The 24,033-nt window shown below is 38.8% G+C and carries 18 protein-coding genes and 2 pseudogenes; 8 read left to right on the forward strand and 12 right to left on the reverse strand.

Annotated elements, in window-relative coordinates:
• Positions 1-61 precede the first annotated feature (61 nt).
• The 4 genes and pseudogenes from ACKWB9_RS14820 to ACKWB9_RS14835 all read right to left on the reverse strand — a co-directional run.
• The gene (locus ACKWB9_RS14820) at positions 62-1,195 is read right to left on the reverse strand and encodes a FecR family protein (protein ID WP_414003800.1); all 1,134 of its coding nucleotides are present in this window, start codon (positions 1,193-1,195) and stop codon (positions 62-64) included.
• 118 nt (positions 1,196-1,313) lie between these two features.
• Complete coding sequence (locus ACKWB9_RS14825) at positions 1,314-1,871, reverse strand: sigma-70 family RNA polymerase sigma factor (RefSeq protein WP_414003801.1); 558 nt, start codon at positions 1,869-1,871, stop codon at positions 1,314-1,316.
• A gap of 157 nt (positions 1,872-2,028) precedes the next feature.
• A pseudogene (locus ACKWB9_RS14830) lies at positions 2,029-3,030 on the reverse strand (type IV secretory system conjugative DNA transfer family protein); the annotation flags it as partial.
• 14 nt (positions 3,031-3,044) lie between these two features.
• Positions 3,045-3,239, reverse strand: a pseudogene (locus ACKWB9_RS14835) (transposase); the annotation flags it as partial.
• A gap of 272 nt (positions 3,240-3,511) precedes the next feature.
• On the opposite strand from ACKWB9_RS14835, the gene ACKWB9_RS14840 reads away from it, so the two are divergent.
• From ACKWB9_RS14840 to ACKWB9_RS14850, 3 genes are all read left to right on the forward strand, one after another.
• Complete coding sequence (locus ACKWB9_RS14840) at positions 3,512-4,396, forward strand: hypothetical protein (protein ID WP_414003802.1); 885 nt, start codon at positions 3,512-3,514, stop codon at positions 4,394-4,396.
• Between the two features lie 314 nt (positions 4,397-4,710).
• Positions 4,711-9,651 carry an FG-GAP-like repeat-containing protein gene (locus ACKWB9_RS14845; RefSeq protein WP_414003803.1) on the forward strand — a complete coding sequence of 1,647 codons (4,941 nt, stop codon included), beginning with the start codon at positions 4,711-4,713 and terminating at the stop codon, positions 9,649-9,651.
• Positions 9,652-9,656: 5 nt separating this feature from the next.
• Positions 9,657-10,364 carry a hypothetical protein gene (locus ACKWB9_RS14850; protein ID WP_414003804.1) on the forward strand — a complete coding sequence of 236 codons (708 nt, stop codon included), beginning with the start codon at positions 9,657-9,659 and terminating at the stop codon, positions 10,362-10,364.
• A 780-nt stretch (positions 10,365-11,144) separates the two neighbouring features.
• On the opposite strand, the gene hemL is transcribed toward ACKWB9_RS14850, so the two are convergent.
• The 4 genes from hemL to ACKWB9_RS14870 are packed head-to-tail and all read right to left on the reverse strand — an operon-like array spanning position 11,145 to position 14,428.
• Positions 11,145-12,425, reverse strand: a complete 1,281-nt coding sequence (gene hemL / locus ACKWB9_RS14855; protein WP_414003805.1) for a glutamate-1-semialdehyde 2,1-aminomutase — start codon at positions 12,423-12,425, stop codon at positions 11,145-11,147.
• Between the two features lie 3 nt (positions 12,426-12,428).
• A complete protein-coding gene (locus ACKWB9_RS14860) occupies positions 12,429-13,268 on the reverse strand; it encodes a glucosaminidase domain-containing protein (protein ID WP_414003806.1) in 840 nt (279 codons plus the stop codon).
• On the reverse strand, positions 13,265-14,170 hold the full coding sequence (locus ACKWB9_RS14865) for a 1-aminocyclopropane-1-carboxylate deaminase/D-cysteine desulfhydrase (protein WP_414003807.1): 906 nt from the start codon (positions 14,168-14,170) through the stop codon (positions 13,265-13,267). The genes ACKWB9_RS14860 and ACKWB9_RS14865 overlap by 4 nt, the downstream gene beginning before the upstream one ends.
• 12 nt (positions 14,171-14,182) lie before the next feature.
• Complete coding sequence (locus tag ACKWB9_RS14870; protein WP_414003808.1) at positions 14,183-14,428, reverse strand: hypothetical protein; 246 nt, start codon at positions 14,426-14,428, stop codon at positions 14,183-14,185.
• A gap of 284 nt (positions 14,429-14,712) precedes the next feature.
• On the opposite strand from ACKWB9_RS14870, the gene ACKWB9_RS14875 reads away from it, so the two are divergent.
• Both ACKWB9_RS14875 and ACKWB9_RS14880 read left to right on the forward strand, forming a co-directional pair.
• The gene (locus ACKWB9_RS14875; protein WP_414003809.1) at positions 14,713-14,871 is read left to right on the forward strand and encodes a DUF5522 domain-containing protein; all 159 of its coding nucleotides are present in this window, start codon (positions 14,713-14,715) and stop codon (positions 14,869-14,871) included.
• 78 nt (positions 14,872-14,949) lie between these two features.
• Positions 14,950-15,534 carry a DUF4136 domain-containing protein gene (locus ACKWB9_RS14880; protein WP_414003810.1) on the forward strand — a complete coding sequence of 195 codons (585 nt, stop codon included), beginning with the start codon at positions 14,950-14,952 and terminating at the stop codon, positions 15,532-15,534.
• A 133-nt stretch (positions 15,535-15,667) separates the two neighbouring features.
• Here the strand turns inward: ACKWB9_RS14880 and ACKWB9_RS14885 are convergent, their stop codons facing one another.
• Positions 15,668-16,132, reverse strand: a complete 465-nt coding sequence (locus ACKWB9_RS14885) for an Lrp/AsnC family transcriptional regulator (protein ID WP_414003811.1) — start codon at positions 16,130-16,132, stop codon at positions 15,668-15,670.
• A gap of 149 nt (positions 16,133-16,281) precedes the next feature.
• Between ACKWB9_RS14885 and ACKWB9_RS14890 the strand changes: the two genes are divergently transcribed.
• Positions 16,282-18,048, forward strand: coding sequence for an aromatic amino acid hydroxylase (locus ACKWB9_RS14890; RefSeq protein ID WP_414003812.1), 1,767 nt, complete (start codon positions 16,282-16,284; stop codon positions 18,046-18,048).
• A 378-nt stretch (positions 18,049-18,426) separates the two neighbouring features.
• Here ACKWB9_RS14890 and ACKWB9_RS14895 read toward each other — a convergent pair whose 3' ends face one another.
• The 3 genes from ACKWB9_RS14895 to alaS all read right to left on the reverse strand — a co-directional run bounded on the left by ACKWB9_RS14895 (position 18,427) and on the right by alaS (position 22,551).
• The gene (locus tag ACKWB9_RS14895; protein WP_414003813.1) at positions 18,427-18,672 is read right to left on the reverse strand and encodes a hypothetical protein; all 246 of its coding nucleotides are present in this window, start codon (positions 18,670-18,672) and stop codon (positions 18,427-18,429) included.
• A gap of 236 nt (positions 18,673-18,908) precedes the next feature.
• On the reverse strand, positions 18,909-19,868 hold the full coding sequence (locus ACKWB9_RS14900) for a GSCFA domain-containing protein (RefSeq protein WP_414003814.1): 960 nt from the start codon (positions 19,866-19,868) through the stop codon (positions 18,909-18,911).
• 67 nt (positions 19,869-19,935) lie between these two features.
• Positions 19,936-22,551 (reverse strand): alanine--tRNA ligase, encoded by a 2,616-nt coding sequence (gene alaS / locus ACKWB9_RS14905; protein ID WP_414003815.1) that lies wholly within the window; start codon positions 22,549-22,551, stop codon positions 19,936-19,938.
• A 104-nt stretch (positions 22,552-22,655) separates the two neighbouring features.
• Here alaS and ACKWB9_RS14910 point away from each other — a divergent pair, with 104 nt between their 5' ends.
• Positions 22,656-23,633: a M23 family metallopeptidase gene (locus tag ACKWB9_RS14910; RefSeq protein ID WP_414003816.1), complete on the forward strand. Its 978-nt coding sequence runs from the start codon at positions 22,656-22,658 to the stop codon at positions 23,631-23,633.
• Positions 23,633-23,962: a MerR family transcriptional regulator gene (locus tag ACKWB9_RS14915; RefSeq protein ID WP_414003817.1), complete on the forward strand. Its 330-nt coding sequence runs from the start codon at positions 23,633-23,635 to the stop codon at positions 23,960-23,962. The genes ACKWB9_RS14910 and ACKWB9_RS14915 overlap by 1 nt, the downstream gene beginning before the upstream one ends.
• Positions 23,963-24,033: the final 71 nt, after the last annotated feature.

The raw sequence follows: 24,033 nt of genomic DNA on the forward strand, positions 1-24,033 counted from the left end.
GATTATTTATTCTTAAATATTCATTTGGTTTATATCATAGGCATTTTTCCATTTTTAGTTCTTATTCAATTAAAATGTCTTTTCCATTGATGGAATAGTCAATATCATATATTTCTTTCAATTCATCCAAAACCATTTCGATTGGAGGTAGATCACCAAAACTGGCCTGAAATTTTTGACTTGACAATCGTTTGTTATTGTTTACAATACTGATGTCATATCGTCTTTCTAATTTCTTGAGTATGTTTTCAAAGGTCATATCCCTAAAAACAAGCTCCCCAGTTCTCCAAGACGTATAAATTCCAGTTGTTACGGCCTCCTCAGTAATACTTTTACCTATTTTATCAAAACTGGCCTTAAATCCAGGCTCCAATACTGTATTTTTTCCGTTCTCATAGATTTCAGTATCGGTATAGAGACTTACCGACCCTTCAACAAGAACCACTTCTGTTGTTTCATCTTCAGGATATGCGGATACATTAAACTGAGTACCCAAAACCCTAACATTTAATTCATTTGCGCTAACAATAAAAGGATGTTCCTTGTCTTCGGAAACGCTTAAGTAAGCTTCACCTGTTACAAAAACCTGTCTTTTCATACCCTTTAAAAATTGAATTGGATATTTAACGGATGAGCCTGAGTTTAAATGCACAATGGTACCGTCAGACATTTCAAGCTGAAAGGACTTACCGTAAGGAACAGTCAATGTATTATAAGCAAGTTCTTTAAGTGGTGTTTTGTCACTATAGACCAATTGGCTCCCGTCTTGTTTTCCAATAATATCCCCTTCTGAACTTAAAATTTCAATAGCAGAATTTTCCTCGACAACTTTAATACTACCATCTTCCAACTCCAATGTAATGGCATCTTTGGGTATTATTATATTTTGAGAAGATGGGGTGTTTTGATAGTAACGATAGCCTATTAAAACAAAACCTATAAGAACAACCGCAACTGAGGCATACTTCCAATACTGTTTCCTTGTCTTTTTAGATGTTGGTAACCCTATATTTTCTTTAATACCTTTCCATATTGTATTCTTTGTATAGTTCTTATAAGCTTCACTATACGTAATTTCCTCTCTGTTTTCCGATTCCAGTCTATCAATAAATTGTTTTAATGGCAGTTGTTCTTCTTCAGACAACGTACCTTCAAAATATTTATCCAACAATTTTCTAAATTCTTTTTCTTTCATGTTACCGGATGTATAATAATGAGCCCAAAACGATATCAGATCCACAAATTTTTATGGACTTTAACTTTTATTTAACATTTATGATTATGTTTAAAACGGAAGTTCCTTCGGGTAAAAATCAGAAGATAATGGATGTCAAAAGGAAAATTGGAAATATGAGATCTTTCTTGATAATCCTTAATGCTAAAGATAATTGATTTTCAACCGATTTTTTTGAGATTCCTAAACGAGAAGCTATTTCCTCATTGCTTGCATCTTCCATTTTACTCAACTTAAATATTTGCCTACTTCTTGGCGAAAGCCTATTTAAGGATTTTTCAATGGTCAGTTGGGTTTCTTCCAAATCATGCTGCTTCTCCATTTCAGACACAGAAGGAATGTGTAAGGTATCAATAATACGAAGTTGACTTTCCGAAAATCTATTATCTCTAAAATATTTGTAGCAATTATTAATGACGGTTTGGAAAAGATAAGCAGATAAATTTTGAATTTTTCTATCCCCTCTTTTTTGCCATAAATCTATCCAAATAGCTTGTACAATATCTTTGGCTATAGCATCTTTTTGAACAATGCCAATGGCCTTTCTATGCATAGGTTGCCAGTACATTTCAAAAAGCTTTTGAAATGCTTTTTCGTTTCCCCTTTCCATTTCGGAAAGAAGAAATTCATCACCCATGTTATTGTTTAAAGACATCCTTTTATTCAAAAAAATCAACTAAATTTTGAATAAATGTATTAAAAACTTCTTAATTCCGATAAATACATAAATTACTTCACGGTTTTGTGATAATAATTTAACATTAGAATTTTTATTATTTAATCCTCAAAATTCTTCAAGTAAATATGGCTTTAATCTCTTGATGGATCTTAACATAATTTCTTTCCAATTCAATTGGAGTAATCTTCATTGGCAACGGTAGGTTTCTTTTTATTCTAGGCAGCATAAACCTCACTTTTCTGTCTTTGCCATCGGCAAAAACAACGAATTCGCCTTGTCTTAATTTGAAGAATATTTCTGCCCTTCGTTTGGGTACTTCCCGTTCTCCTTTTGTTACTCTAGCCTCCCAAGAAAGTCCTATTCCTTTGCTTATGCTTCTTGTGGGGTCCTTTACAATTTCAAAAAAACGTTCATAGTATTTGGCGGTATCAGGATCATTGACCTTACCAAAAAATTGATAGGATAGATTGCTTAAAATAGCTCTGCTTGCCTTATCTCCATACATCATATCATTTTGGATTTTGTCCTGCATTACATAAACTGTAGCAATGTTATAACTCCTTAAAGTAGCAGGAATACGGTGCATATTCAACAAGCGAATGGTCGGGGCTTCTTCCATCATCAAAAAGGAAGGCTTTGCATTACGCACACTCATTTGTTTGGTAATGGTATGCACAATAGTGGCTATGATAGGAGAATAAGCGGATTCGTATTTGGGATTGTTCACCACGGAGATAATACCATTTTTTTTCTGGCCATTGATATCTAGGGGCACTTCATCTGCTGATAGCGTCATAAAGATGTGCTGAGTGCTAATCTTTTTAAAAGCATTGGCCAAAGTGCTTTTTACCCCTGCGGTCTGTCTATCGGAATCTTTACCACTTATAAAAGCGTCTGCCATAGCTCTGGAGGTTACATTACTTTCTAGAAAAGCAATTAGGCTTTCCGTGTCCAAAAGCTGATAAATGGCTATCAAATGTGGCAGGGTACAATATTCGGGATATGATGTTTTTAATTTCCAAATCAATCCAGCAATTAATCCCTCTGCAGCATCGGTGAAAAATTTCGTGGTTCCTGTACTACCTGATTCTTTTTGTTCCAATAAATTTTCTACTAACCTGAGTTCGATTATTAAAACAGACAGATTTGACCGATTGTTTGTGTCCTGAACTTGATTTGTGGCTTTTTGGGCAAAAAGCTGTATGCGATAAGGCCCGATATCAGGTTGGCTAGGAAGTTTCCAAAGCTTCTATGTCTGGAATGTTCGATCTGACAAATGTTCTTCAGTTCATCGTTTACCGTCTCGATCACCGAACGTTTCCTTAGTGGACTTTCTTGACTAGACAAAAACCCCAACTTTTTTATAGAAAAATCCCAAATATTAATTGTCATTTTTAATGAGCATAGGTTTGGTTACTTTGGTGATCATGTTAACCTCCCCTGTTAATTTATTGAATCGTTTATGCCAAAGTGTACCAAATGTGCTACCTAATTATTTGTTTTCTAACATATCCAGAAAATTTGCCAGACTCTATATAGTGTTGCGTCAGCAAAAATTTTATTCAAATTTTTACGTTTGAATAAAAAATCTAAATAACATGAAAAAAATCTTATTCTTTCTCACAATTTTAACATTTACCAATACGATTGCGCAAATCCCCAAACTAAAACAAATCAAAAACCTTAAAGACTCAAAAGTTATAATCGGATTGTCAGGGTACGAGGATGTAGACGAAAACCTCGTTAGAATGGTAAATAAATTTTGGGATTTATGTCCAATATCAGAAGCTTTACCAATGGAAGAAGCCATAGGGAAGGCAAAAGACAATGACAATTTATATGCAATTTATCTGAGTTCATATGAATCCCAATCTTTTTGGAAATATGGATTAGATAACATTAAATACAAATCACTTTCTGTACAGTATTTTATAGGCTTTAGCAGCGGGTCTGGAAAGGCAATTATGATCAGTGGAATTCCAGTATTTAATGATGAATTTACGGATGAGTCAATTGCTCACGGGGTAAATTACATCAATCAAATATTTGGTATGATGCTGGACAATGAAGTCAATGCCATGAAAACTTTAGGGTTGATCAAGGAAAAAGGTACTCTACTCAACGACAGAATACTCTACATGCCAGAGTGGATGGTGGATAAAAAGCTAGATGAAAATGAAATTTCAGAAATCTATGGTGGACAATTTAAAATCGTTAGCGATTTTGAGTGGTCACGGGCAATCCTGAATAAAAAAGAAGGTGTTGCCTATTCTATAATAATACCAGCTGCCGTTGGCGGGGCTTATGTCTTTCAGCATCATGTCTGTGACGCCGAAACAGGACAGGTTTTGGGTATCAAATATCCCAAACCGGCTTTTTCCATAAGCGCAGGAATCAAAAGCTACAATTTATCAAGTGCAAATAAAGGATTTATTGCTAAGAAAAATTTAAAGCAGTACAATGATATTTTAAAAGGTAAATAAAAAGATTTGCTTAACGCGGGCAACCGTTGTACAACCTTAAAATAACTTAAAAAAGCCCTTTTACAGGGCTTTTTTGTTTGCCAGCTTACTTGTTTTGGCATCGAAAAAAAACCGGAAACGGTTTTTTTAAGCGCATTCCATCAATCTTAATGGGCTTTGGGCTCCATTTATTGACAAACATAAATACCATAATGCAACTGCAACCTGCTTGACTCCCATCGTGCATTTTAACAAAAAGTGTTTTTATACTATCTCCTCTCCAAAATATTGTTTTAACATTTTCGTTAACCAATTGACCCAGACAAACCTAACCTATGAAAAGACTTTTACTTTTACTGTTTTTTTTCATTTTTTCGTTTCATTTATCTGCACAAATAGATTTTGAAAGCCATGTTCTCTCTGAATATCAATGGACATTGGGGGAAATTCAAGTTTCATCTGCTGATTTGGATGGAGACGGGCACAATGATATAATCTCGGCTTCATTCGGAGATGATAAAATAGCATGGTTTGATAACACAAATGGGGCAGGAAATTTTGGTTCTCAGAAAATAATATCTGAAAGCATTAATGGCGTTAGCTCGGTTGCGGTTGGTGATATTGACAACGATGGAGATATAGATGTTGTTTCGGCTTCATATGACGATAACAAAGTGTCTTGGCATGACAATGATGGAACGGGAAATTTCACTGATGAAAATGTCATTACGAATATTGCACAGGGCGCAAGAAATATTCATCTCGCTGATGTTGATGACGATGGAGATATAGATGTTATAGTTGCATCAGAGAATGACAATAGCGTTAATTGGCATGAAAATGATGGCACAGGAGAATTTACGAGTACACACCTAGTATCCGATACCGTAAATAGAGCCTATTCTGTGTATGCATCTGATATTGATTTAGATGGAGATTTAGATATCATATCGGCTGCTTTCGAATCTGGTATCGTCTCATGGTTCGAAAACTCGAATGGCTTAGGAACCTTTTCACAGGAACATTTAGTTGGTAATTATAATTCAGGAGTCACTTTCGTTGCAGCTGAAGACTTGAATGGCGATGGTTTTCCTGATATTGTTGTTGGTATGCCAAGGTTTGTTTTTTGGTTGAAGAATAAAATGAATATAAGTGGTGAAAGACATTTCCCTGATTTAGATTACTTAAAGAAAGAAGCAGGTACTACAAATATCAATACAAATGCCATCTTCATAATTGATATTGATGGTGATAATGACTTAGATGTAGTATCAGTCTGTGACAGAGGTTCATACTGGTACAATAATGCTGATGGACAAGGGAGTTTTGTCTGTGTTGAAAATGTTGGAATTAATTGTGATAAAAGAAACAGAATTGATGGAAAGGCTGATACGGTTTTTCCCATTGACTTAGATAGTGATGGTGATATTGATATAATTAGAGGAATTAGCGGTACTTCTTCAGGAAGTTTTGCCAAGATATACACCCACTTCAATCAAGATGGAAATGGGAACTTTGGTAATAGATTATTTGTAAACTCAGAGGTTGAACAAATCCCTGAAATGATTGTCGAAGACCTTGATAATGATGGGTTTAAAGATATAATAACTATTTCTCAAAACAGAGTTTCTATTTTTATAGGTGAAGATGGAAATGGCAATTTTCGTCCTTCAAGAATGATATTGACCAGTGCTATTTATCCTGAGTCGCTAAAGTTAGAAGATATGGATGGTGACGGGGATCAAGATATTGTTTATATATCAAACTATTATTCGCCTACTGATACCGAGGGGAAAATTTCTTGGATACCGAATACCGACGGAATGGGCAATTTCGGACAAGAAGTAGTAATAGCTACCAATCGTAGTCATCAGAATTCCATTGATGTTGCTGATGTTGATTTAGATGGCGACCTTGATATTCTTATGGCTAACATAACTTCAACAGAATTACTTTGGTACGAGAATCTTTCCGGGAATGGGCAATCTTGGATTGAAAAACCCATAGCGACCAATACAAACATTAAAGGAAGTGTTTTTGCTGCAGATTTTGATTCGGATGGTGATAGTGATATACTGGTTTGCTCTTATGGTATAACCAACCATTTAACTTGGTATGAAAACTTGGACGGGTTCGGAAATTATGGGTTGGAAAATATAATTACCGAAAATAAAGGTAGTACTAAAAAACCGTCTATTGCAGATATTGACAATGATGGTGATTTAGATATTGTCTCAAGCATAGATAAGAATATTTTTTGGTTCGAAAATATTGACGGACAAGGTAGTTTCAATACACAACACCAAGTTAACTCGACACTTCTTCAAGGAGGCTTCATAATTGAAAGCTTTGATGTTGATAATGATGGTGACTTGGATTTGGTATCATCTGGGGCTAGATCTCTTGAGGAGTTCCCTTGGTTTGAAAACACTGATGGACTAGGTAATTATAGAAATTCCCAAATCATTGAAATAGATCCTTTTACACATGGGCATACTGAGATATTGACTAATGATATTGATGCAGATGGCAATGTTGATATTATATGTGCCTCAAATAGCAGGCAAAATATTACATGGTACAAGAATCTTGGTTTACAAAAAAATGAAATAAATGGTTTTGTTAAACTTAATTCAGGTCAAAATGGTTGTATTAGTGGTAATTCACCACTTAAAGATGTAATGATTGTTAAAACAGACAATGTAGGTACAGATGCTACTTTCACCATTAGTAATGGATTTTATCAATTCTTTGCAGAAACAGGAGAACATACCGTATCTATATCTTCTAATTTTCCGGATTATTATACTATAGTTCCACAGAGTCAAACAATAAATTTTGTCGGGGATGGAAATACTGAAAGCATTGATTATTGCCTAAGTGCTAATCAAGTAATAAACGATTTGAATGTCACACTCCTACCAACTAGTGAAGCAAGGCCAGGGTTCCAAGCTTCATATAGCCTTGTTTTTAAAAATATTGGAACAACCGAGTTGAATGGCGAGGTATCACTTAATTACAATTCTAAATTAATTTTAGAATCGGCAAGTAGTTTGCCAGATAGTCAATCTCTAGGATTACTTACCTTTCTTTTTGAAGATTTCAAACCATTTGCAACACAAGAAATTCAGTTGGTCTTTAATATTCCTCCTCCTCCAACGGTTGGAATTAACGACTTTTTGCATTTCACTTCTACTATAAATCCAATTGCTGGGGATTTTACTGAAAAAGATAATACACATTCTTTTATGCAAACTGTAGTCGGTTCCTACGACCCCAATGATATTACCGTTCTTGAAGGCGAAGAGGTTAATATAGATAATACAACAGATTATCTGAACTATGTCATCCGCTTTCAAAACACTGGTACGGCATCGGCTATTAATGTCAGAATAGATCATGAACTCGATGCTGATTTGGATTGGGAAACCTTTATACCAATTTCATCTAGTCATAGCAATTCCATTTCTATCACGGATGGCAAGGACGTGGAGTTTCTTTTTGAAAATATCAACTTACCTGATAGCACATCAAACGAACCTGCCAGTCATGGTCATATAGCCTTTAAAATAAAACCTAAGTCAAGCGTTGTTGTTGGAGATATTGTCAATGGCACAGCGAGCATCTATTTCGACTTTAATCCACCAATTATAACCAATACAGTAAGTACGGAGTTTATTTTAAATACTTTGCCTCTCAATTCCAATGCTTTTGCTATCAATTCTATTTCATGTATTGGTGCAAATGATGGAGAAATCCAAGTTGAAGCTACAGGAGGTCTTCAACCATATCAATATGAATTGTTGGATGAGAACTCAACGGTATTGGTTTCAACGCAGGCAAGTAACACCTTTAATGGTCTTGTCTCTGGCGATTATATCACAAAGGTCATAGATAACAATGGTGATGAGTCATTGTTTAGTATCACCCTTGAAGAGCCATTGCCTCTTAATATTGTTGAAGGAACTGTAAAAGAAATTACTTGCAATGGGGCCAACGATGGAGAGATAGAAATTACGGTTACAGGGGGAACAGCTCCTTACAATTATAGTATCAACGGAGAGGCTTTTCAAACATCGAACCTATTTACTGACTTAGCTCCCGGTCTATATTCCATTGAAGTCTCTGATTCCAATAGATGTAATTCGATTCCATTTGTATTTGAAGTTGCTCAACCTGAAATTTTGACGATTACCGCAACCGTTACAGAAATTACTTGCAAAGGGATGAATGATGGAAAAATAACTGTTACGGCTTCAGGCGGAACACAACCCTACGAATACAGTTTAGATGGCATAGCTTTTTCACCGGATAGTGAGTTTAACAATCTGTCACCTGCAAACTATGTGAGTTGGGTTCGTGATGCCAATGGCTGCGTCGTTTCAAACCAAGACGTCCTGTCCGAACCCAATAGCCCCGATTTTGACAATGATGGTCTTGGCGATGCCTGTGACGATGATATCGATGGCGACGGCATTTTAAATGCTGTGGATGAGTGCCCTGAAACCCAACTTGGAACATTAGTAGATTCCAATGGCTGTGAGTCGTTTACTTTGCCAAACAATAATTTTACCATACAGATAACAAGTGAGACCTGTGCTTCGAGCAACAACGGCAGTGTTCTCATAAATGCTATTGAAAATCTCGACTATACTGCTACTCTGACCAACGGAGGCAACTTAATTGAGAACAAGGATTTTAGAACATTTGCCAGTTTTCAAAATCTGATGGCGGGGAGCTATGATGTCTGCATCACCGTTTCTGGCCAAGCGGATTTCGAACGATGTTTTTCCATCGAGATTACAGAACCTGAACCGCTCAATGTTGATTCCAAAATAAGTGTTTCAGGCAAAGCCGTAACCCTAAAAATGAAAGGTGGTAGTAATTATACCATCATATTGAACGGTGAAACACATATCACTTCTAAAGCCGAGATTACATTGCCGTTGACATTATCTGAGAACCAACTATTGGTAAAGACGGACAAGGACTGTCAAGGAGTATTTGAAGAAATGTTCCATACCAATGTTTCCAATATTATGCTATACCCAAATCCTGTCTCCGAAGGGGAACTGTCCATTTTGGTTCCAAGGGACTCCAATGGGAAAGTGCATCTTACAATGTTCACCAATTCAGGGAAGATGGTGTTAAGGAATACTATCGAAAATACTGAAAACCCTATAAAGCTTGATGTGTCCAGATTGCAGTTGGGAATCTACAACCTAAAGATTGAAACGGAATCAAATACAGATTTCCATAGAATCATTATCAAATAATCGCTATGAAACCATTTTACGCTTTTTTAGGAGCATTCACCTTAGTAGTACTCTTATCCTGTGGTGGTTCTACAGATCCACTTCCTGAAGAAGAGGAGCAAATTGAAGACCCTGTAGTCACTACATTGATTTTTCCAGAGGACAATACCGAATGTCAAGAGGGAACGATAATCAATGATAATCAAAGTAGAGTATTGTTTCAGTGGAACGAGTCGGAACATACCAATAGTTATGAAGTACACCTTGAGAATTTGGATAATGGTACCGAATCTACCCATGAAAGCAATACCGATGAGTTACAAATTGTTATTGAAAGGGGTACGGCATATAGTTGGTTTGTAGTGTCCAAATCAAGTGCTACGGATGAAACAGCCGAAAGTGAAACATGGAAGTTTTACAATGCTGGTGCGGGAGTGGTCAATCATGCACCTTTCCCTGCCGATTTGTTAAGCCCGACTAACAATGGAACCGTAGTTATCAGTTCGGGAAGTGTTTTGCTCGATTGGGAAGCATACGATATTGACAATGATATTGTTTCCTTTGAAGTCTTTATGGATACAAATAATCCTCCTACGACAAGTGAGGGAACAACCTCAGAAACTGAAATGACCCTCGATGTAATTGCCAATACAACATATTATTGGTTCGTTGAGGTCGTCGATAGTGCCAATAACACCTCGAAATCGGATGTGTTTAAATTCTCAATTGAATAAGGAATTTTAATTAAAACCTGACCCGTAAATCTCGTAGGTTTTTAGAACCATTATTTCTCATAAAAAAGCACTTCCACCACATCATCCACAATTTCATTGCCCAACTCCTTGAGGTACACTTGGGTAATCTTTATATCTGTATGCCCAAGGGATTCTCCAATAATATCAGTGGCGACTCATTTTTTAAGGCAATTGGCGTAACTATGCTTGGTCACATACGAGCTTAAGCCTGTGAATCATCCTTAAAATTAAGAAACTGAAACCGAAGGTTCAGCGAATACCCATAAAAATAACATACATGAAACCAAGGCAATTCACGATGGAGTTGCAGAAATTCGTGTTATGGTATAATCTTTTGGGATTTGTTGGTGGTCGGCTCCATAAAACCTTACTGCTGAATAAAGCCCTACACATGCATGATTTGTTTTCTTTTTTTTTAAAGAAAACAAATCATGCATATATAGCTCTATAAGGCAACCATCCTAATTTGGCATATCGGGAACATTATTCCTTGTGTAATGGGACTATTTTTTTGCAACTAAGTTGGAGGTTCTCCTTTTAAAGCGATATCCATTTCATCATTAATTGACTTTAAGCTCATGAAGGAAAAACAAATAGCGTTCTAGTGATAATAGTTCTTTAATGTATTAACCAATCCCAATCTTAGTATTTTTTTTAGGAAGGGTACTAAAAGGTCAACTCCGCTATTTCAACTTGTACGCTTTATGAGATAGTTCTTAATAAAAGAAAGGTATTTGAGGCCTTGCCCCAAATAACACGTTAGAGATTTAAGCTTTCCAAAGCTTTAATGGTTTCGTCCAAATCGGCATAACGCAATGCATCGTTCAAAAAATAACTTTCAAAAGCACTTGGGGGAAGGTATATCCCTTTTGCCAGCATCCCATGAAAATATGCCTTAAAGCGTTCATTATTTCCCTTTGCAGAAGAAGTAAAGTCCGTAACGGGGCTATCCGTAAAATGAACGGATATCATACTTCCATAACGGTTAATTTGATAGGCGATTTCTTTTTTGGATAATACCCTATCCAATCCTTTATGTAAATATTCGGTCTTATCGGCCAGGCTTTGAAAAATTTCAGGACGATCGTTCAGTTCGGTCAGCATGGCCAGTCCGGCACTCATGGCCAAGGGGTTTCCGCTTAAGGTCCCAGCCTGGTAAACGGGCCCCTGTGGTGCTAAATAATCCATGATTTCCGTTCTTGCGGCAAAGGCACCTACGGGCAGCCCCCCTCCTATCACTTTACCAAAACAAAGGATATCCGCATCAATACCCAAGGCTTCCTGCGCACCGCCCCTACCTAGTCTAAAGCCGGTCATGACCTCATCAAAGATCAACAGAATATCATTTTGTGTACAAACTTCTCGAAGTCCTTCTATAAATGCAGTTGTGGGCACCACACAGCCCATATTCCCCGCTATAGGTTCAATAATAATGGCCGCCAGTTCACCTTTATTGGCTTTGATCAGGGCCTTTACCCCTTCCAAATCATTGTATGCGGCCAAAAGCGTGTCTCTTGCAGTTCCCTGCGTTACTCCCGGACTGTTCGGACTCCCAAAGGTAACAGCACCGCTCCCCGCTTGAATCAAAAAGGAATCCGAGTGGCCATGATAGCAACCCGCAAATTTGATGATCTTATCTTTTCCGGTAAAACCACGTGCCAATCGCACCGCACTCATACAAGCTTCGGTACCACTATTCACAAAACGGATCTTATCAATATTGGGGACCATGGAAACGGCCAGTTGTGCCAATTGCGTCTCGATCTCGGTAGGCATACCAAAAGAGGTTCCCTTTTTGGCCTTTTCTACAACGGCATCAATAACCGGCCCATGGGCATGGCCCAAAATCAAAGGCCCCCAGGAGGCGATGTAATCTATTAACTTATTACCGTCTTCATCATACAAATAGGCCCCTTTGGCCTCCTTTACAAAAATAGGGTCGCCTCCAACGGCCTTAAAGGCCCTGACTGGAGAGTTTACGCCACCGGGAATATATTTCTTTGCAGTAGCAAATAAGCTACTACTTCTTTGATAGTTCATCTGTTATTTATTGATGTTGGCATTTTTAATCTTCAACTTTTGCCCAATGGAAAGCAAAGAATCCCTTAAATTGTTCATTTGCATAAGTTCCTCCACGGACATATAATATTTTTTGGACAGGGAATATAGGGTATCTCCCTTTTCTACGACATGTATTATGGTATTGGTATCAGCGGCCGCAATACCCCGCTTTCCACGACGGCCTTTTACCACTTCCCTATCATATGTGTACAATTGATGTTTTTCGATCAAATAAATCAATTTTTGCGGGTATTTCTTGTCCGTGGCATAACCCGCCTTACGCAGTCCTTTGGCCCAACTCTTATAATCGGTATTTTTATAATCAAAAAGAAACGCATATCTGGATCTCGTTGTCAAAAAGATACTGTGATCCCGAAAAGAAGACATGGGATGATTGTATTTTCTAAAACACTCCCCTTTTTCATCGTCGTCGTGAAAATCATAATCGCCCTGCCATCCTTTATGGCATTTAATCCCAAAATGATTATTGGTCTTTAAGGCCAATTCCCCTTTCCCATAGCCACTTTCCAATAAACCCTGGGCCAGGGTAATACTGGCGGGAATATCATAGATCCTCATCTCCTCTTGGGCAACCGCCGAAAAGGTTTTGATGTATTCGGGAATGCTTTCTATACGGAATTCAACAAAGCGTCCTGAATCTTCCGGTAAGGAAGTATCCGTTGGATAGGTATTTACGGGTTTCTTGTTTTTTCTGGCGGCGCGTACGTTCTTTGTTCTCAACTTATCGGAATATGCCTTTTTGGATTTACATCCTATAAGGAAAATCCCAAAAACAAAGAGTACTAGAAACTTAGTGTTCATACATGCAATAAAGGTAGATTTTTCTTTTTCAGTGTGGCATTCATGCCCGCAACACCCTGAAGACCGCCTGTATGGACGGCCAAAATCTTGGTTTCGGGAACAAAACTATCATTCTTAACCATATCCAACAACCCAAAAACCATTTTTCCCGTATAAACGGGATCTAAAGGTATCCCGGTCTTACTTTTAAAATCATTGATAAACAACACCAATTCCCGGGTTATTTTACCATATCCCCCAATATGATATTCGGTATTTAGTTTCCAATTGTTTTTATCCACGAACGAATTGACCTGTTCTTTTAAAAATTCACCCTTTAAGGCGGAAAATCCCATAACTTGTTGGTGTTTATACGATGAGTTTATAAGCCCCGCCAAGGTACCTCCCGTTCCCGTACTGGCACATACCATATCAAATTCAGAATCGGCCGTACTCAAGATTTCTTCACATCCTTTTATAGCCAGGGCATTGGTCCCACCCTCTGGAATCAGGTAAAAGTTCTTAAACTCATTCTTTAGATCGGAAATAAAATAATCACTTTCCTTATTTCGGTAGGCCGTCCTAGATACAAACCGGAACAGCATTCCCTGTTCATGGGCCAATTTTAATGTTGGGTTGGTATGCCAATTATTTTCCAATTCCTCTCCCCGGATCACCCCCACAGTTTTAAACCCGTTCTCTTTTCCGGCAGCGGCCGTAGCTACGATATGATTGGAGTAGGCCCCGCCAAAGGTCAACAGAGTGCCATACCCCTCTTTTTTTGCCTTTGCGATATTATATTTTAATTTTCTGTATTTATTTCCCGAAATAAGCGGATGAATCAAATCTTCACGCTTAATGGCCAGCGTTATTTTCTTTTTCGCCAATAAAGGAAGGGTTACGTATTGATTTTTGCTATGCACCTATGCCGTTTTTCAACGGTAAAGATATTTTATAAAACTGAATGTCTCTCGATGAAGCAGGTATTCGGCATTTTTTTCATTGGCATACGCTTCTCTTTCAAAGCTTATGTTTTGATAGGCCTTATAACCGTCCAAATACCAAATGGCCCGTATGGCCCATTCGGTCAAATAAACGATATAAAAAGGTACGACCAGTAATTCCCATTGTTGCCTAAGGTGGATCTTCTCGTGATTTATAAGAGCGGTATCGGTTTTCAAATCTTTATATTTCAAGAAAATAAAAGGCCAAAGGGAAAGACCCACATAGTTCTTATAGAAAAAATGCCTGAAAACCAATATCATATAAATATGGTAACGATTTACAACAAAGATAAATGTTAAAGTTGGCCGATTGCAAAATGTAGACTTTTGTTGCCAACAATATCGTTAAAAGGTCATATTTGTCCAAAAATCCCTTTAAAACATATGGTTTGAGCTTTGATCTGGCAGGTTATTAACGGAAAACCATTAATTTTATGTTGCATTTGTAATTTATTCATCATTTGAAAAAAATTATTCCTATTGAAGCGAGAGACTTTTATTGGTCGGCCGAAGGCTATCGGGTTTTCACCAAGCAATTTCATCTAAAGCGTGGTCATTGTTGTGAAAGTGGATGCAGACACTGCCCATATGGATACGATCCAAAAACGAACCAACAATGAACTATTGTTGTTCGGCACGATTTTTGAGATTCTTTTTAATTGAAAAAATTAGTCCGTAAACCGTAAAAATCGAATGTTATGAAAAGATTTAAATTTTTGGCCTTACCTCTTATGGTCTTGGTCTTTTTGAACTCATGTTCTTCTGTACGAGTATTATCCGATTATGATCATAAAGCCGATTTTAACGGCTACAAGTCGTATGCTTTTTACAAAACGGGCATAGACAAAGCCCAAATTTCGGATTTGGACAAAAAGAGAATTTTAAGGGCCATTGAAACCGAGATGAGCAACCGGGGATTCGTAAAATCCGAAAGTCCGGATCTATTGATCAGCATATTCACCAAAGAACAGGAACGGGTAGATGTCTATAATAACAACTTCGGCTGGGGAGGCTGGGGCGGTTGGGGCTGGGGCTGGAACCCTTGGGCCTGGGGTCCCGGATATGGCTGGGGCTGGGGAGGCGGAAGCCAGGTAAGCACAAGGACCGAAGGGTCTCTTTATATTGACCTTATAGACACGCAAAGCAAGGATCTGGTATGGCAGGGCAAAGGTGAAGGCACCTTATCCAATACTAATAACCGGGAAAAGAAAGAGCAACGCATCAAGGAATTTGTTTCCCAAATTTTAGAACAATATCCGCCCAATGCTATTGCGGCCAAGTAAAAAATTTCCTGAAACTTTCTCTGCCAAAAGGCAGGCCAAATCATGGCATTGCGGAGTTTTTTTGAATAAAATATAGTCTGTTTTTATAAAAACCCTGTATAACATTGAGTGTTATACAGGGTTTTTTTAATGGCTATAACAAAGGGTATTGGTAGTCGTTCTTGGCCTCATTTAACACAAAGGCACTTTTTACCGCACCTATATTGGGCAAAGAAGCTATTTTAGATTTTGCAAAATCATAATAACCGTCCAAATCCCTTATCGTAATCTTTAAAAGAAAATCGAATTCCCCTCCTACCACATAGCATTCCATAACTTCTTTAAATTCTTGCACCTTTAACAAAAATTCATCCATAAGATGGCCTTTTTGGGCTTCCAGGGAAACAAAACTAAAGACCGTAATACTTTCCCCGATTTTTTTGGTATCCAATATGGCTATATAATTCTTGATATACCCTTCTTTTTCCAATCTTTTGATACGCTCATAAACCGGGGTCTTGGTCATTCCCAATTGGTCGGCAATAACGGTCGCGACCGTTTTGGCATCTTTTTGCAATATTCTTAAAATATCCCTATCAATATTATCCAGCTTTTCCATTTTAATTTTTTCCTTTTATCAACCCATATATCAATAAAAATAGTGTTTATTCCTTTTCCATAATACATAAAAAGTAATTATCACTAAAATACATGAGTTTACAAACTAAATAATCTTCATTTTGTATATTTAAAAGAAAAAAGTTTGTTATGTCTTATGAAAGCAATCCCATTCTGGACAAGCTTCCCGAACACTTAAAGCAGTTTATCAAACCTCAAGATTATTCAGGATACACGGCCATTGACCAGGCCGTTTGGCGCTACGTAATGCGTAAAAATGTGGATTACCTAAGCAAAGTGGCCCATACATCTTATGTAGATGGATTAAGGAAAACCGGGATTGCCATAGATCATATTCCAAACATGTATGGAATGAACCGTATTCTCAAGGATTTGGGTTGGGCGGCCGTGGCCGTAGACGGTTTTATTCCACCAGCGGCATTTATGGAGTTCCAGGCATACAATGTATTGGTCATTGCTTCGGATATCCGCCAATTGGAACATATAGCGTATACACCCGCACCCGATATAATCCATGAAGGAGCGGGCCACGCCCCTATTATTGCCAATCCGGAATATGCCGAATATCTGAGACGTTTTGGGGAAATAGGTTGTAAGGCAATTTCCAGTGCCAAGGATTTTGAGCTGTACGAAGCCGTTCGCCGTTTGTCTATCATAAAAGAAGCGATCGGCACGCCCAAATCGGATATTGAAAAGGCCGAAAAGCATATTGAAGAATTACAAAACAATATGGGGGAACCCAGTGAAATGGCACTTATTCGCAATTTGCACTGGTGGACCGTTGAATATGGCCTTATCGGCAGCGTGGAACACCCTAAAATCTATGGTGCAGGCTTGTTGTCATCCATAGGGGAAAGTGTCTGGTGTATGACCGATAATGTAAAAAAAGTACCGTATTCCATTGAAGCCGCCACTACTTCTTTTGACATTACAAAGCCCCAACCCCAACTTTTTGTCACACCTAATTTTGCTTTTTTAAATCAGGTACTTGAAGAGTTTGCCGACACTATGGCACTTCGAACCGGGGGGATTATGGGTATTCAAAAACTTATCGACTCCAAGGAAATGGGAACTATTGAACTGAGTACCGGCTTACAGATTTCCGGAAATTTTGAAACCGTTATCGAACATAACAACAAACCGGTATTTTTTCAAACAACAGGCCCTACAGCCCTTTCTTTTCATGGGAAGGAGTTGATCGGTCACAGCACAAAACAACATTATGACGGCTTTGGGTCTCCCATGGGTAAATTAAAGGGTATTAACCTGGCCATTGAAGACATGAGTCCAAGGGATTTAAAAGCCTACAATATTTTTGAAGGACAAACGATTACCTTAGAGTTTGAGGGTGCGCTAAAAATAACCGGGGAAATCATAACCGGAACCCGAAACTTAATGGGCAAAATAATTCTGATAACTTTCAGAAATTGTAAAGTGACCCACAAGGACAATATCCTTTTCAAATCTAAAAAAGCGTTGTATAGTATGGCCATTGGGGAACATATTGTTTCCGCTTTTAATGGTCCGGCGGACCTACATAGTTTCGACCTGGTTACCCATCAAATTACAGAAACAACAATTAAGCCTTCAAAAGACGTCCAAAGACAGCAATTGGAACGATTGTACCAACAGATACGTGATTTTAGGGAAGAAAAAAATACGACCATTTCAAGAAACAAGGTATTTAAGGAGATTATATCCCACCATCCCAATGATTGGCTATTGCTGGTAGAGCTTTATGAATTGGCCAAAATGAATCCCGAGAACGGTCGAGAACAGGGGTTTGCACGGGAAATCCGATCGCATCTCGAAACGGTCAAACGGAACAATCCAAAAGTGGGGCATTTAATCGATGACGGCCTGGAACTGGCCAATAGTAAAACCCTTAGGGTGTAAAAAACCACAAACATCAAAATCATCTACAATTTTAGAAAAGGCATTGCTACCCCCTATTTCTGGTCAATTTAACCAAACTTCAACGTTTTTGCCCGTATAGCGTTTTTAATTTATGCATACGAATGCAACCGCCTTAATTCCTATTTACCCTAAATGTAATCCTACGATTGGTAATAACCGTAGAAACCCTTAATGTTAATGTGCCGATGTTGACATTGTTGGTGTTGAACAAGTTCCGCTTGAATGGGACACCAATATCCGGCATAGGTATCCATTTTTATCCGGTTGTGGGTTAATTACATTCAATGTCGTGGATTGCGTTCCCGTATAATCGGCCCTAGTTCAAACTGTAAAATCCTGTTGTATATGTTTGTACCGTTATCTGAATCTCAATCTCTGGGCATCAACTCTTACAAAACCTCCGGCCGCTCCTCTGGAGTCACTAAACCCAGACCAATCCGCAGCCCAATTAACCCCTCTGCTATAATTGTCCGTACTGAAATCATCGGTCACATTTTGCCCATAAAGGCCTATATAGAAAAGAAAAAAGGCCCAGGTAATAACTTTAATCGGCAGTCCTTTAGGAACCATATCCATAGTCAGTTTATAAGACGATAGTGGCATAAGTTTCTCTTTATTCTAAAAAAAGTTATGAATCTATAAAAACAAGAGATAAATCAAAGCATCTATATGGTCGGCGACCATTACCCTTTGTCCAATCCGTTTTTCCAGGAGCTCTAACAAAAGCTAAAAATCAGTTTATTTGAATAACAAATAGCCTTAACTCAAAATCCTATGAAAGATCGCTCAACGAAATTCGCCCTTCCCCTATCCATAAAAAGGGACAATGGTTATCCGACTTAAAAATCCATAAAGGGATAACTGTTTTGCAAGGTCTTAATTTTATCCTGAAGGGAATTTAAAAACGTCCTATGTTGTTCTGAATTTGGATTGAAAGGTCTATGCAGCAAACCTCTTTGAATGGTATCCACCTGATCCATGTTTTGGTACGATTCCTCTAAAATCCATACCTGTTTAAATTTTTCCCAGATATAGTCTATGGCCTGTTTGTTGGGATGCAACATATCCGTTTCATAGAAGCGATAGTCCCTAAGTTCATCCAGCATTATTTCATACGATGGAAAATATCCTTGAATCGTGCCCGGAACGACATTTTTATCGATTATTTGATGAATCGCAGTTATTAAGTGTGCCTTACTACGCTGATTTTCTACAAAACCATCCTTAATATGGCGTACTGGGGAAACCGTAAGGATGAATTGTGCATTGGGGTTTACGCTTTTGATCACCTCCATAGTATTTCCCAGGCTTTCTACTACCTCCGTCACGGATAATAATGCTTTGGCAAACTCCTTTTGGGGAACCTTATGGCAATTGGCAACAACAGTATTGGACCTATTGTTACGATAAACCCATGCAGTGCCCAAGGTCAATACAATATGGGTAGATTTAGACAGGCTCTCCCGTGTCACTTCCAACCCATTATTCAGGTTTTGAAGAAGGCCTTCTTTGGAGGCATCGCTTAAACTTGAATGGGCATCAAAGCAATGCCAACGCTCATTATGATAAAAAACATCTTCTTCAGCATACCGCTTATCGTTAACGGATCTCAGAACAAGGGTCTCAATAGCTTTGGGGTGAAACAAAATCCCAAACGGATTCTGCCAAGACCGGAATTTATAATACTTCAGTTTTTCGCCTATGTTCTCTACAAAACAAGAACCCAAAAGCATTATTCGGCTTTGATAATCAATTTGATTATTGACCTTTTGTAACGGTATTTGGGTTTGAAGCTTCATTTTTTTAGCATTCTATGTCCAACGAACAGTTTTCGATTTCATTTCTACCGCAAACCACGACCAGATACTAACCCAAGTACTCCTTTGCCTTTTCCAATGCTTCGGCAATGCCAGCAGGATGCTTTCCGCCTGCGGTCGCAAAAAAGGGTTGTCCGCCACCGCCGCCTTGAATGTATTTGCCGAGTTCGCGGACTATGGTTCCGGCATTCAAGTTTTTCTCTGCCACCAATTCCTTTGAAATATAACAGGATAGTAAGGCCTTCCCATTTTGTTCCGTACCGAAAATAAGGAAAAGATTATTGCGTTCCCCTCCCATGGCAAAGCTCAAATCTTTAATCCCCGCTGCGTCCAAATCAATTTGTTTGGCCAGAAAATCCGTACCGTTTACGGTTTCCAGCTCGTTGAGCAAATTCCCTTTTAGGTTTTTTGCTTTTTCCTTTAAAAGGCCGGCCACCTGCTTTTTAAGTTGTGTATTCTCCTCCTGCAACGAAACCACTGCCTTTACGGGGTCTTGGGCATTTCCTAAAGTGTCCTTTATCTCGAACAAGGCCCTGTTATTCTCAAAATAAAAATCCTTTACGGCATCACTGGTAATCGCCTCTATTCTACGTATACCAGAAGCTACGGCACTTTCCGACCTAATTTTAAAATGCCAAATTTCACCGGTGTTCCTTACATGGGTGCCCCCACATAATTCAATGGATTTTCCAAACCGTACCGTCCTCACGGTATCCCCGTATTTCTCACCGAACAAAGCCATGGCCCCTGCCTCCAAAGCTTCTTTTACCGGAACATTTCTTTGTTCTTCAAAAGGCAGTTGACCTTCAATACGGGCATTTACAAAATTCTCTACGCTCCTGAGTTCTTCTACCGTCAGCTTTGCAAAATGCGAGAAATCAAAACGTAAATATTTGGAATGCACGGCAGACCCTTTCTGTTCTACGTGAGTGCCCAAAACCTCGCGAAGTGCCTGGTGTAATAAATGGGTCGCCGTATGGTTGGCCTGTGTACGCTGCCTTTGTTTTTGATCTACTACGGCCTTAAAACGCCCTTTTAATTTCTTGGGAAGGTTTTTGGTAAAATGCACGATTTCATTGTTCTCTTTTTTGGTATCCAAAATATAGACCACGTCACCGTCACCCGATTCCAGATACCCCTTGTCCCCTACCTGTCCTCCTCCTTCCGCATAAAACGGGGTTAAACTGAAAACCAATTGATATTGCTCTCCTTCTTTTTTTGAAGTGACCTTTCTGTATTTGACGATCTTGACCTCAACCTCCAATACATCATAACCCACGAACTCTTGTTCCGTATCCGTTTCCAATAACTGCCAGTCCTCTTTAGAAACTTCTGAAGCGGACTTTGAACGATGTTTTTGTCGTTGCATGGCCGCTTCAAAACCAGCTTCGTCCAGGGCATATCCTTTTTCACTTAAAATCAAAGCGGTCAAATCGATCGGAAATCCAAAAGTATCGTATAACTCAAAGGCCTTTTCCCCGTTTATCGTTTTGTTCTTGGAAGATTTTACGATACTCTCCAGCAAAACCAGCCCTTGATCCAATGTTTTTAAAAAGGAATGTTCCTCTTCCTTGATTACATTTTCTATGAGTTGCTTTTGCTCTTTTAGTTCGGGAAATGCTTTTCCCATGGTCTGGGTCAATACGCTTACCAATCTGTACATAAAGGGTTCCTTGGTACCCAAAAACGTAAATCCATATCGTACCGCCCTGCGCAATATCCTTCTGATCACATAACCTGCTCCGGTATTGCTGGGCAATTGACCATCGGCTATGGAAAAAGAAACCGCCCTAATATGATCTGCTATGACCCGTATGGCAATATCAGTAGCTTCTTTTTTACCATACTCGGTATTGCCGATCGTTTCTATTTCACGAATCAACGGTGTAAAAATATCGGTATCATAATTGGATCGCACCCCCTGTAAAACCATACATAGGCGCTCAAAACCCATCCCGGTATCCACATGTTTGGCGGGCAGGTCTTCCAGGGACCCATCGGCCTTGCGATTGTATTGCATAAAGACCAGATTCCAGATTTCCACGACCATAGGATGGTCCTTATTCACTAAACCGGCACCCGAGACTTTTTCTTTTTCCGCTTTGGGTCTTATGTCCACGTGGATTTCGGAGCAGGGACCACATGGCCCCTGTTCTCCCATTTCCCAGAAATTATCTTTTTTGTCGCCCATGATAATGCGGTCTTCCGGCACGATCTTGTTCCAAAGCGCATAGGCCTCGTGGTCTTTCCCCAAATTGTCCGCATCATCGCTCCCTTCAAAAACGGACACATAAAGATTGTCCTTATCTATCTTTAAAACTTCGGTCAACAACTCCCAGGCCCAGGTAATGGCTTCTTCCTTAAAATAATCCCCAAAACTCCAGTTGCCCAACATTTCGAACATGGTATGGTGATAGGTATCTTTGCCCACTTCCTCAAGATCATTGTGCTTACCACTTACGCGAAGGCATTTTTGGGTATCGGCAATCCGTGTATTTTCAGATCGGTTTATCCCCAGAAAATATTCCTTGAACTGGTTCATTCCCGCATTGGTAAAAAGCAAGGTGGGATCATCTTTTATGACCATGGGCGCAGAGGAAACGATCTTGTGTTTTTTCCCCTCGAAAAAATTCAGGAATTGCTTTCGTATTTCTTTGGAATTCATCTAAAATGCTAAGCTTTTATAAATTTTAACTGTTTGTACAAAACAATTTTTATATTTGTTTGTTGTGTTAAAATGAAAGCACAAAAATAGGATAAAATCCCATCATGTCTAAGGTAAAATACTATTACGACCCGGATACGCTATCATATCGAAAGATAGAGCCCGAAAAGTCCAAGCGATATAGGAACATTGCCTTTTTCTTTTTAGGATCTTTTCTATTTGGGCTTTTGAGCCTTGTTCTCCTGTTGAACACCAACCTTATAAATACGCCTCGGGAACTTTCTTTGCGGCGCGAAGTAAAAAATTATGAGCTCCAATTTGAGCTCCTGAACAGGAAGATGGAGCAAATTGAAGACGTTTTGGCCAATATAGAGGATCGAGACAACAACATTTACCGACTTTATTTTGAGGCCAATCCCATTCCCGAGGAACAAAGAAGAGCGGGTTTTGGAGGTATAAACCGATACAAATCCTTAGAGGGCTTCAATAATTCCGAAATGATCAGTGCCACTACCAAAAGGCTGGACATTATCAAAAAACAAATGGCCATACAATCCAAATCATTGGACGAGATAACGAAATTGGCCGAAGAAAAAGAGAAATTACTGGTTTCGATTCCGGCCATACAACCTATAAAAAATGAAGACCTGACCAGAATGGCTTCTGGGTACGGATGGCGTTCCGATCCATTTACCAAGGCGAGAAAAATGCATTACGGCATGGATTTTACAGCCCCAAAAGGCACTCCTATCTATGCTTCTGGCGATGGTAAGATAACAAGGGCGGACAATAGGTCCTCTGGATACGGAAAACATATTCGTATCGATCATGGCTATGGGTATATTAGCCTTTATGCCCACTTAAGCAGGTACAATGTTAAAAAAGGCCAAAAAGTAAAGCGCGGGGACCTTATTGGGTTTGTTGGCAGTACGGGACGATCGGAAGCGCCCCATTTGCACTACGAGGTCTGGAAAGACAAGGACCGTATTAATCCCATTAACTTCTACTACGGCAGTTTATCCGCAGAAGAGTTTGAAAACATGCTGAAATATGCGAACCAAGAAAATCAATCCCTGGATTAATGCAAATAGAACTCCCGGAAAAAAGATATTACGGTATAGGTGAAGTTGCCCGTGCCTTTGGAGTGAACACCTCTTTGATCCGGTTTTGGGAAAAAGAATTCGATGTACTACAGCCCAAAAAGAATGCCAAGGGGAACCGGAAGTTTACACCGCAGGACATTAAAAACCTTCAACTCATATACCATTTGGTCAAGGAACGGGGCTTTACCCTGGAAGGGGCCAAAATACACCTGAAAGAGGAAAAGCAAAAAACACTTTCCAATTTTGATCTCATCCAAAAACTGGAACGGGTAAAGACAGAGCTTATTAAAATAAAGAATCAATTATAAAAAAGGAACATTTATTGTTCCGGTCTCCAGACCCATCTTTTTACACCCATTAATTAAGGATATTAAAGAAA

Origin of the sequence: Maribacter spongiae, from assembly GCF_047345125.1 — a bacterium.
Classification (GTDB): domain Bacteria; phylum Bacteroidota; class Bacteroidia; order Flavobacteriales; family Flavobacteriaceae; genus Maribacter.

Bases quoted from the DNA above. Each gene is read 5' to 3' on its own strand.
- ACKWB9_RS14820 (WP_414003800.1), bottom strand. From the start codon at position 1,195: ATGAAAGAAAAAGAATTTAGAAAATTGTTGGATAAATATTTTGAAGGT.
- ACKWB9_RS14825 (WP_414003801.1), bottom strand. From the start codon at position 1,871: ATGGGTGATGAATTTCTTCTTTCCGAAATGGAAAGGGGAAACGAAAAA.
- ACKWB9_RS14840 (WP_414003802.1), top strand. From the start codon at position 3,512: ATGAAAAAAATCTTATTCTTTCTCACAATTTTAACATTTACCAATACG.
- ACKWB9_RS14845 (WP_414003803.1), top strand. From the start codon at position 4,711: ATGAAAAGACTTTTACTTTTACTGTTTTTTTTCATTTTTTCGTTTCAT.
- ACKWB9_RS14850 (WP_414003804.1), top strand. From the start codon at position 9,657: ATGAAACCATTTTACGCTTTTTTAGGAGCATTCACCTTAGTAGTACTC.
- hemL (WP_414003805.1), bottom strand. From the start codon at position 12,425: ATGAACTATCAAAGAAGTAGTAGCTTATTTGCTACTGCAAAGAAATAT.
- ACKWB9_RS14860 (WP_414003806.1), bottom strand. From the start codon at position 13,268: ATGAACACTAAGTTTCTAGTACTCTTTGTTTTTGGGATTTTCCTTATA.
- ACKWB9_RS14880 (WP_414003810.1), top strand. From the start codon at position 14,950: ATGAAAAGATTTAAATTTTTGGCCTTACCTCTTATGGTCTTGGTCTTT.
- ACKWB9_RS14885 (WP_414003811.1), bottom strand. From the start codon at position 16,132: ATGGAAAAGCTGGATAATATTGATAGGGATATTTTAAGAATATTGCAA.
- ACKWB9_RS14890 (WP_414003812.1), top strand. From the start codon at position 16,282: ATGTCTTATGAAAGCAATCCCATTCTGGACAAGCTTCCCGAACACTTA.
- ACKWB9_RS14895 (WP_414003813.1), bottom strand. From the start codon at position 18,672: ATGCCACTATCGTCTTATAAACTGACTATGGATATGGTTCCTAAAGGA.
- ACKWB9_RS14900 (WP_414003814.1), bottom strand. From the start codon at position 19,868: ATGAAGCTTCAAACCCAAATACCGTTACAAAAGGTCAATAATCAAATT.
- alaS (WP_414003815.1), bottom strand. From the start codon at position 22,551: ATGAATTCCAAAGAAATACGAAAGCAATTCCTGAATTTTTTCGAGGGG.
- ACKWB9_RS14910 (WP_414003816.1), top strand. From the start codon at position 22,656: ATGTCTAAGGTAAAATACTATTACGACCCGGATACGCTATCATATCGA.
- ACKWB9_RS14915 (WP_414003817.1), top strand. From the start codon at position 23,633: ATGCAAATAGAACTCCCGGAAAAAAGATATTACGGTATAGGTGAAGTT.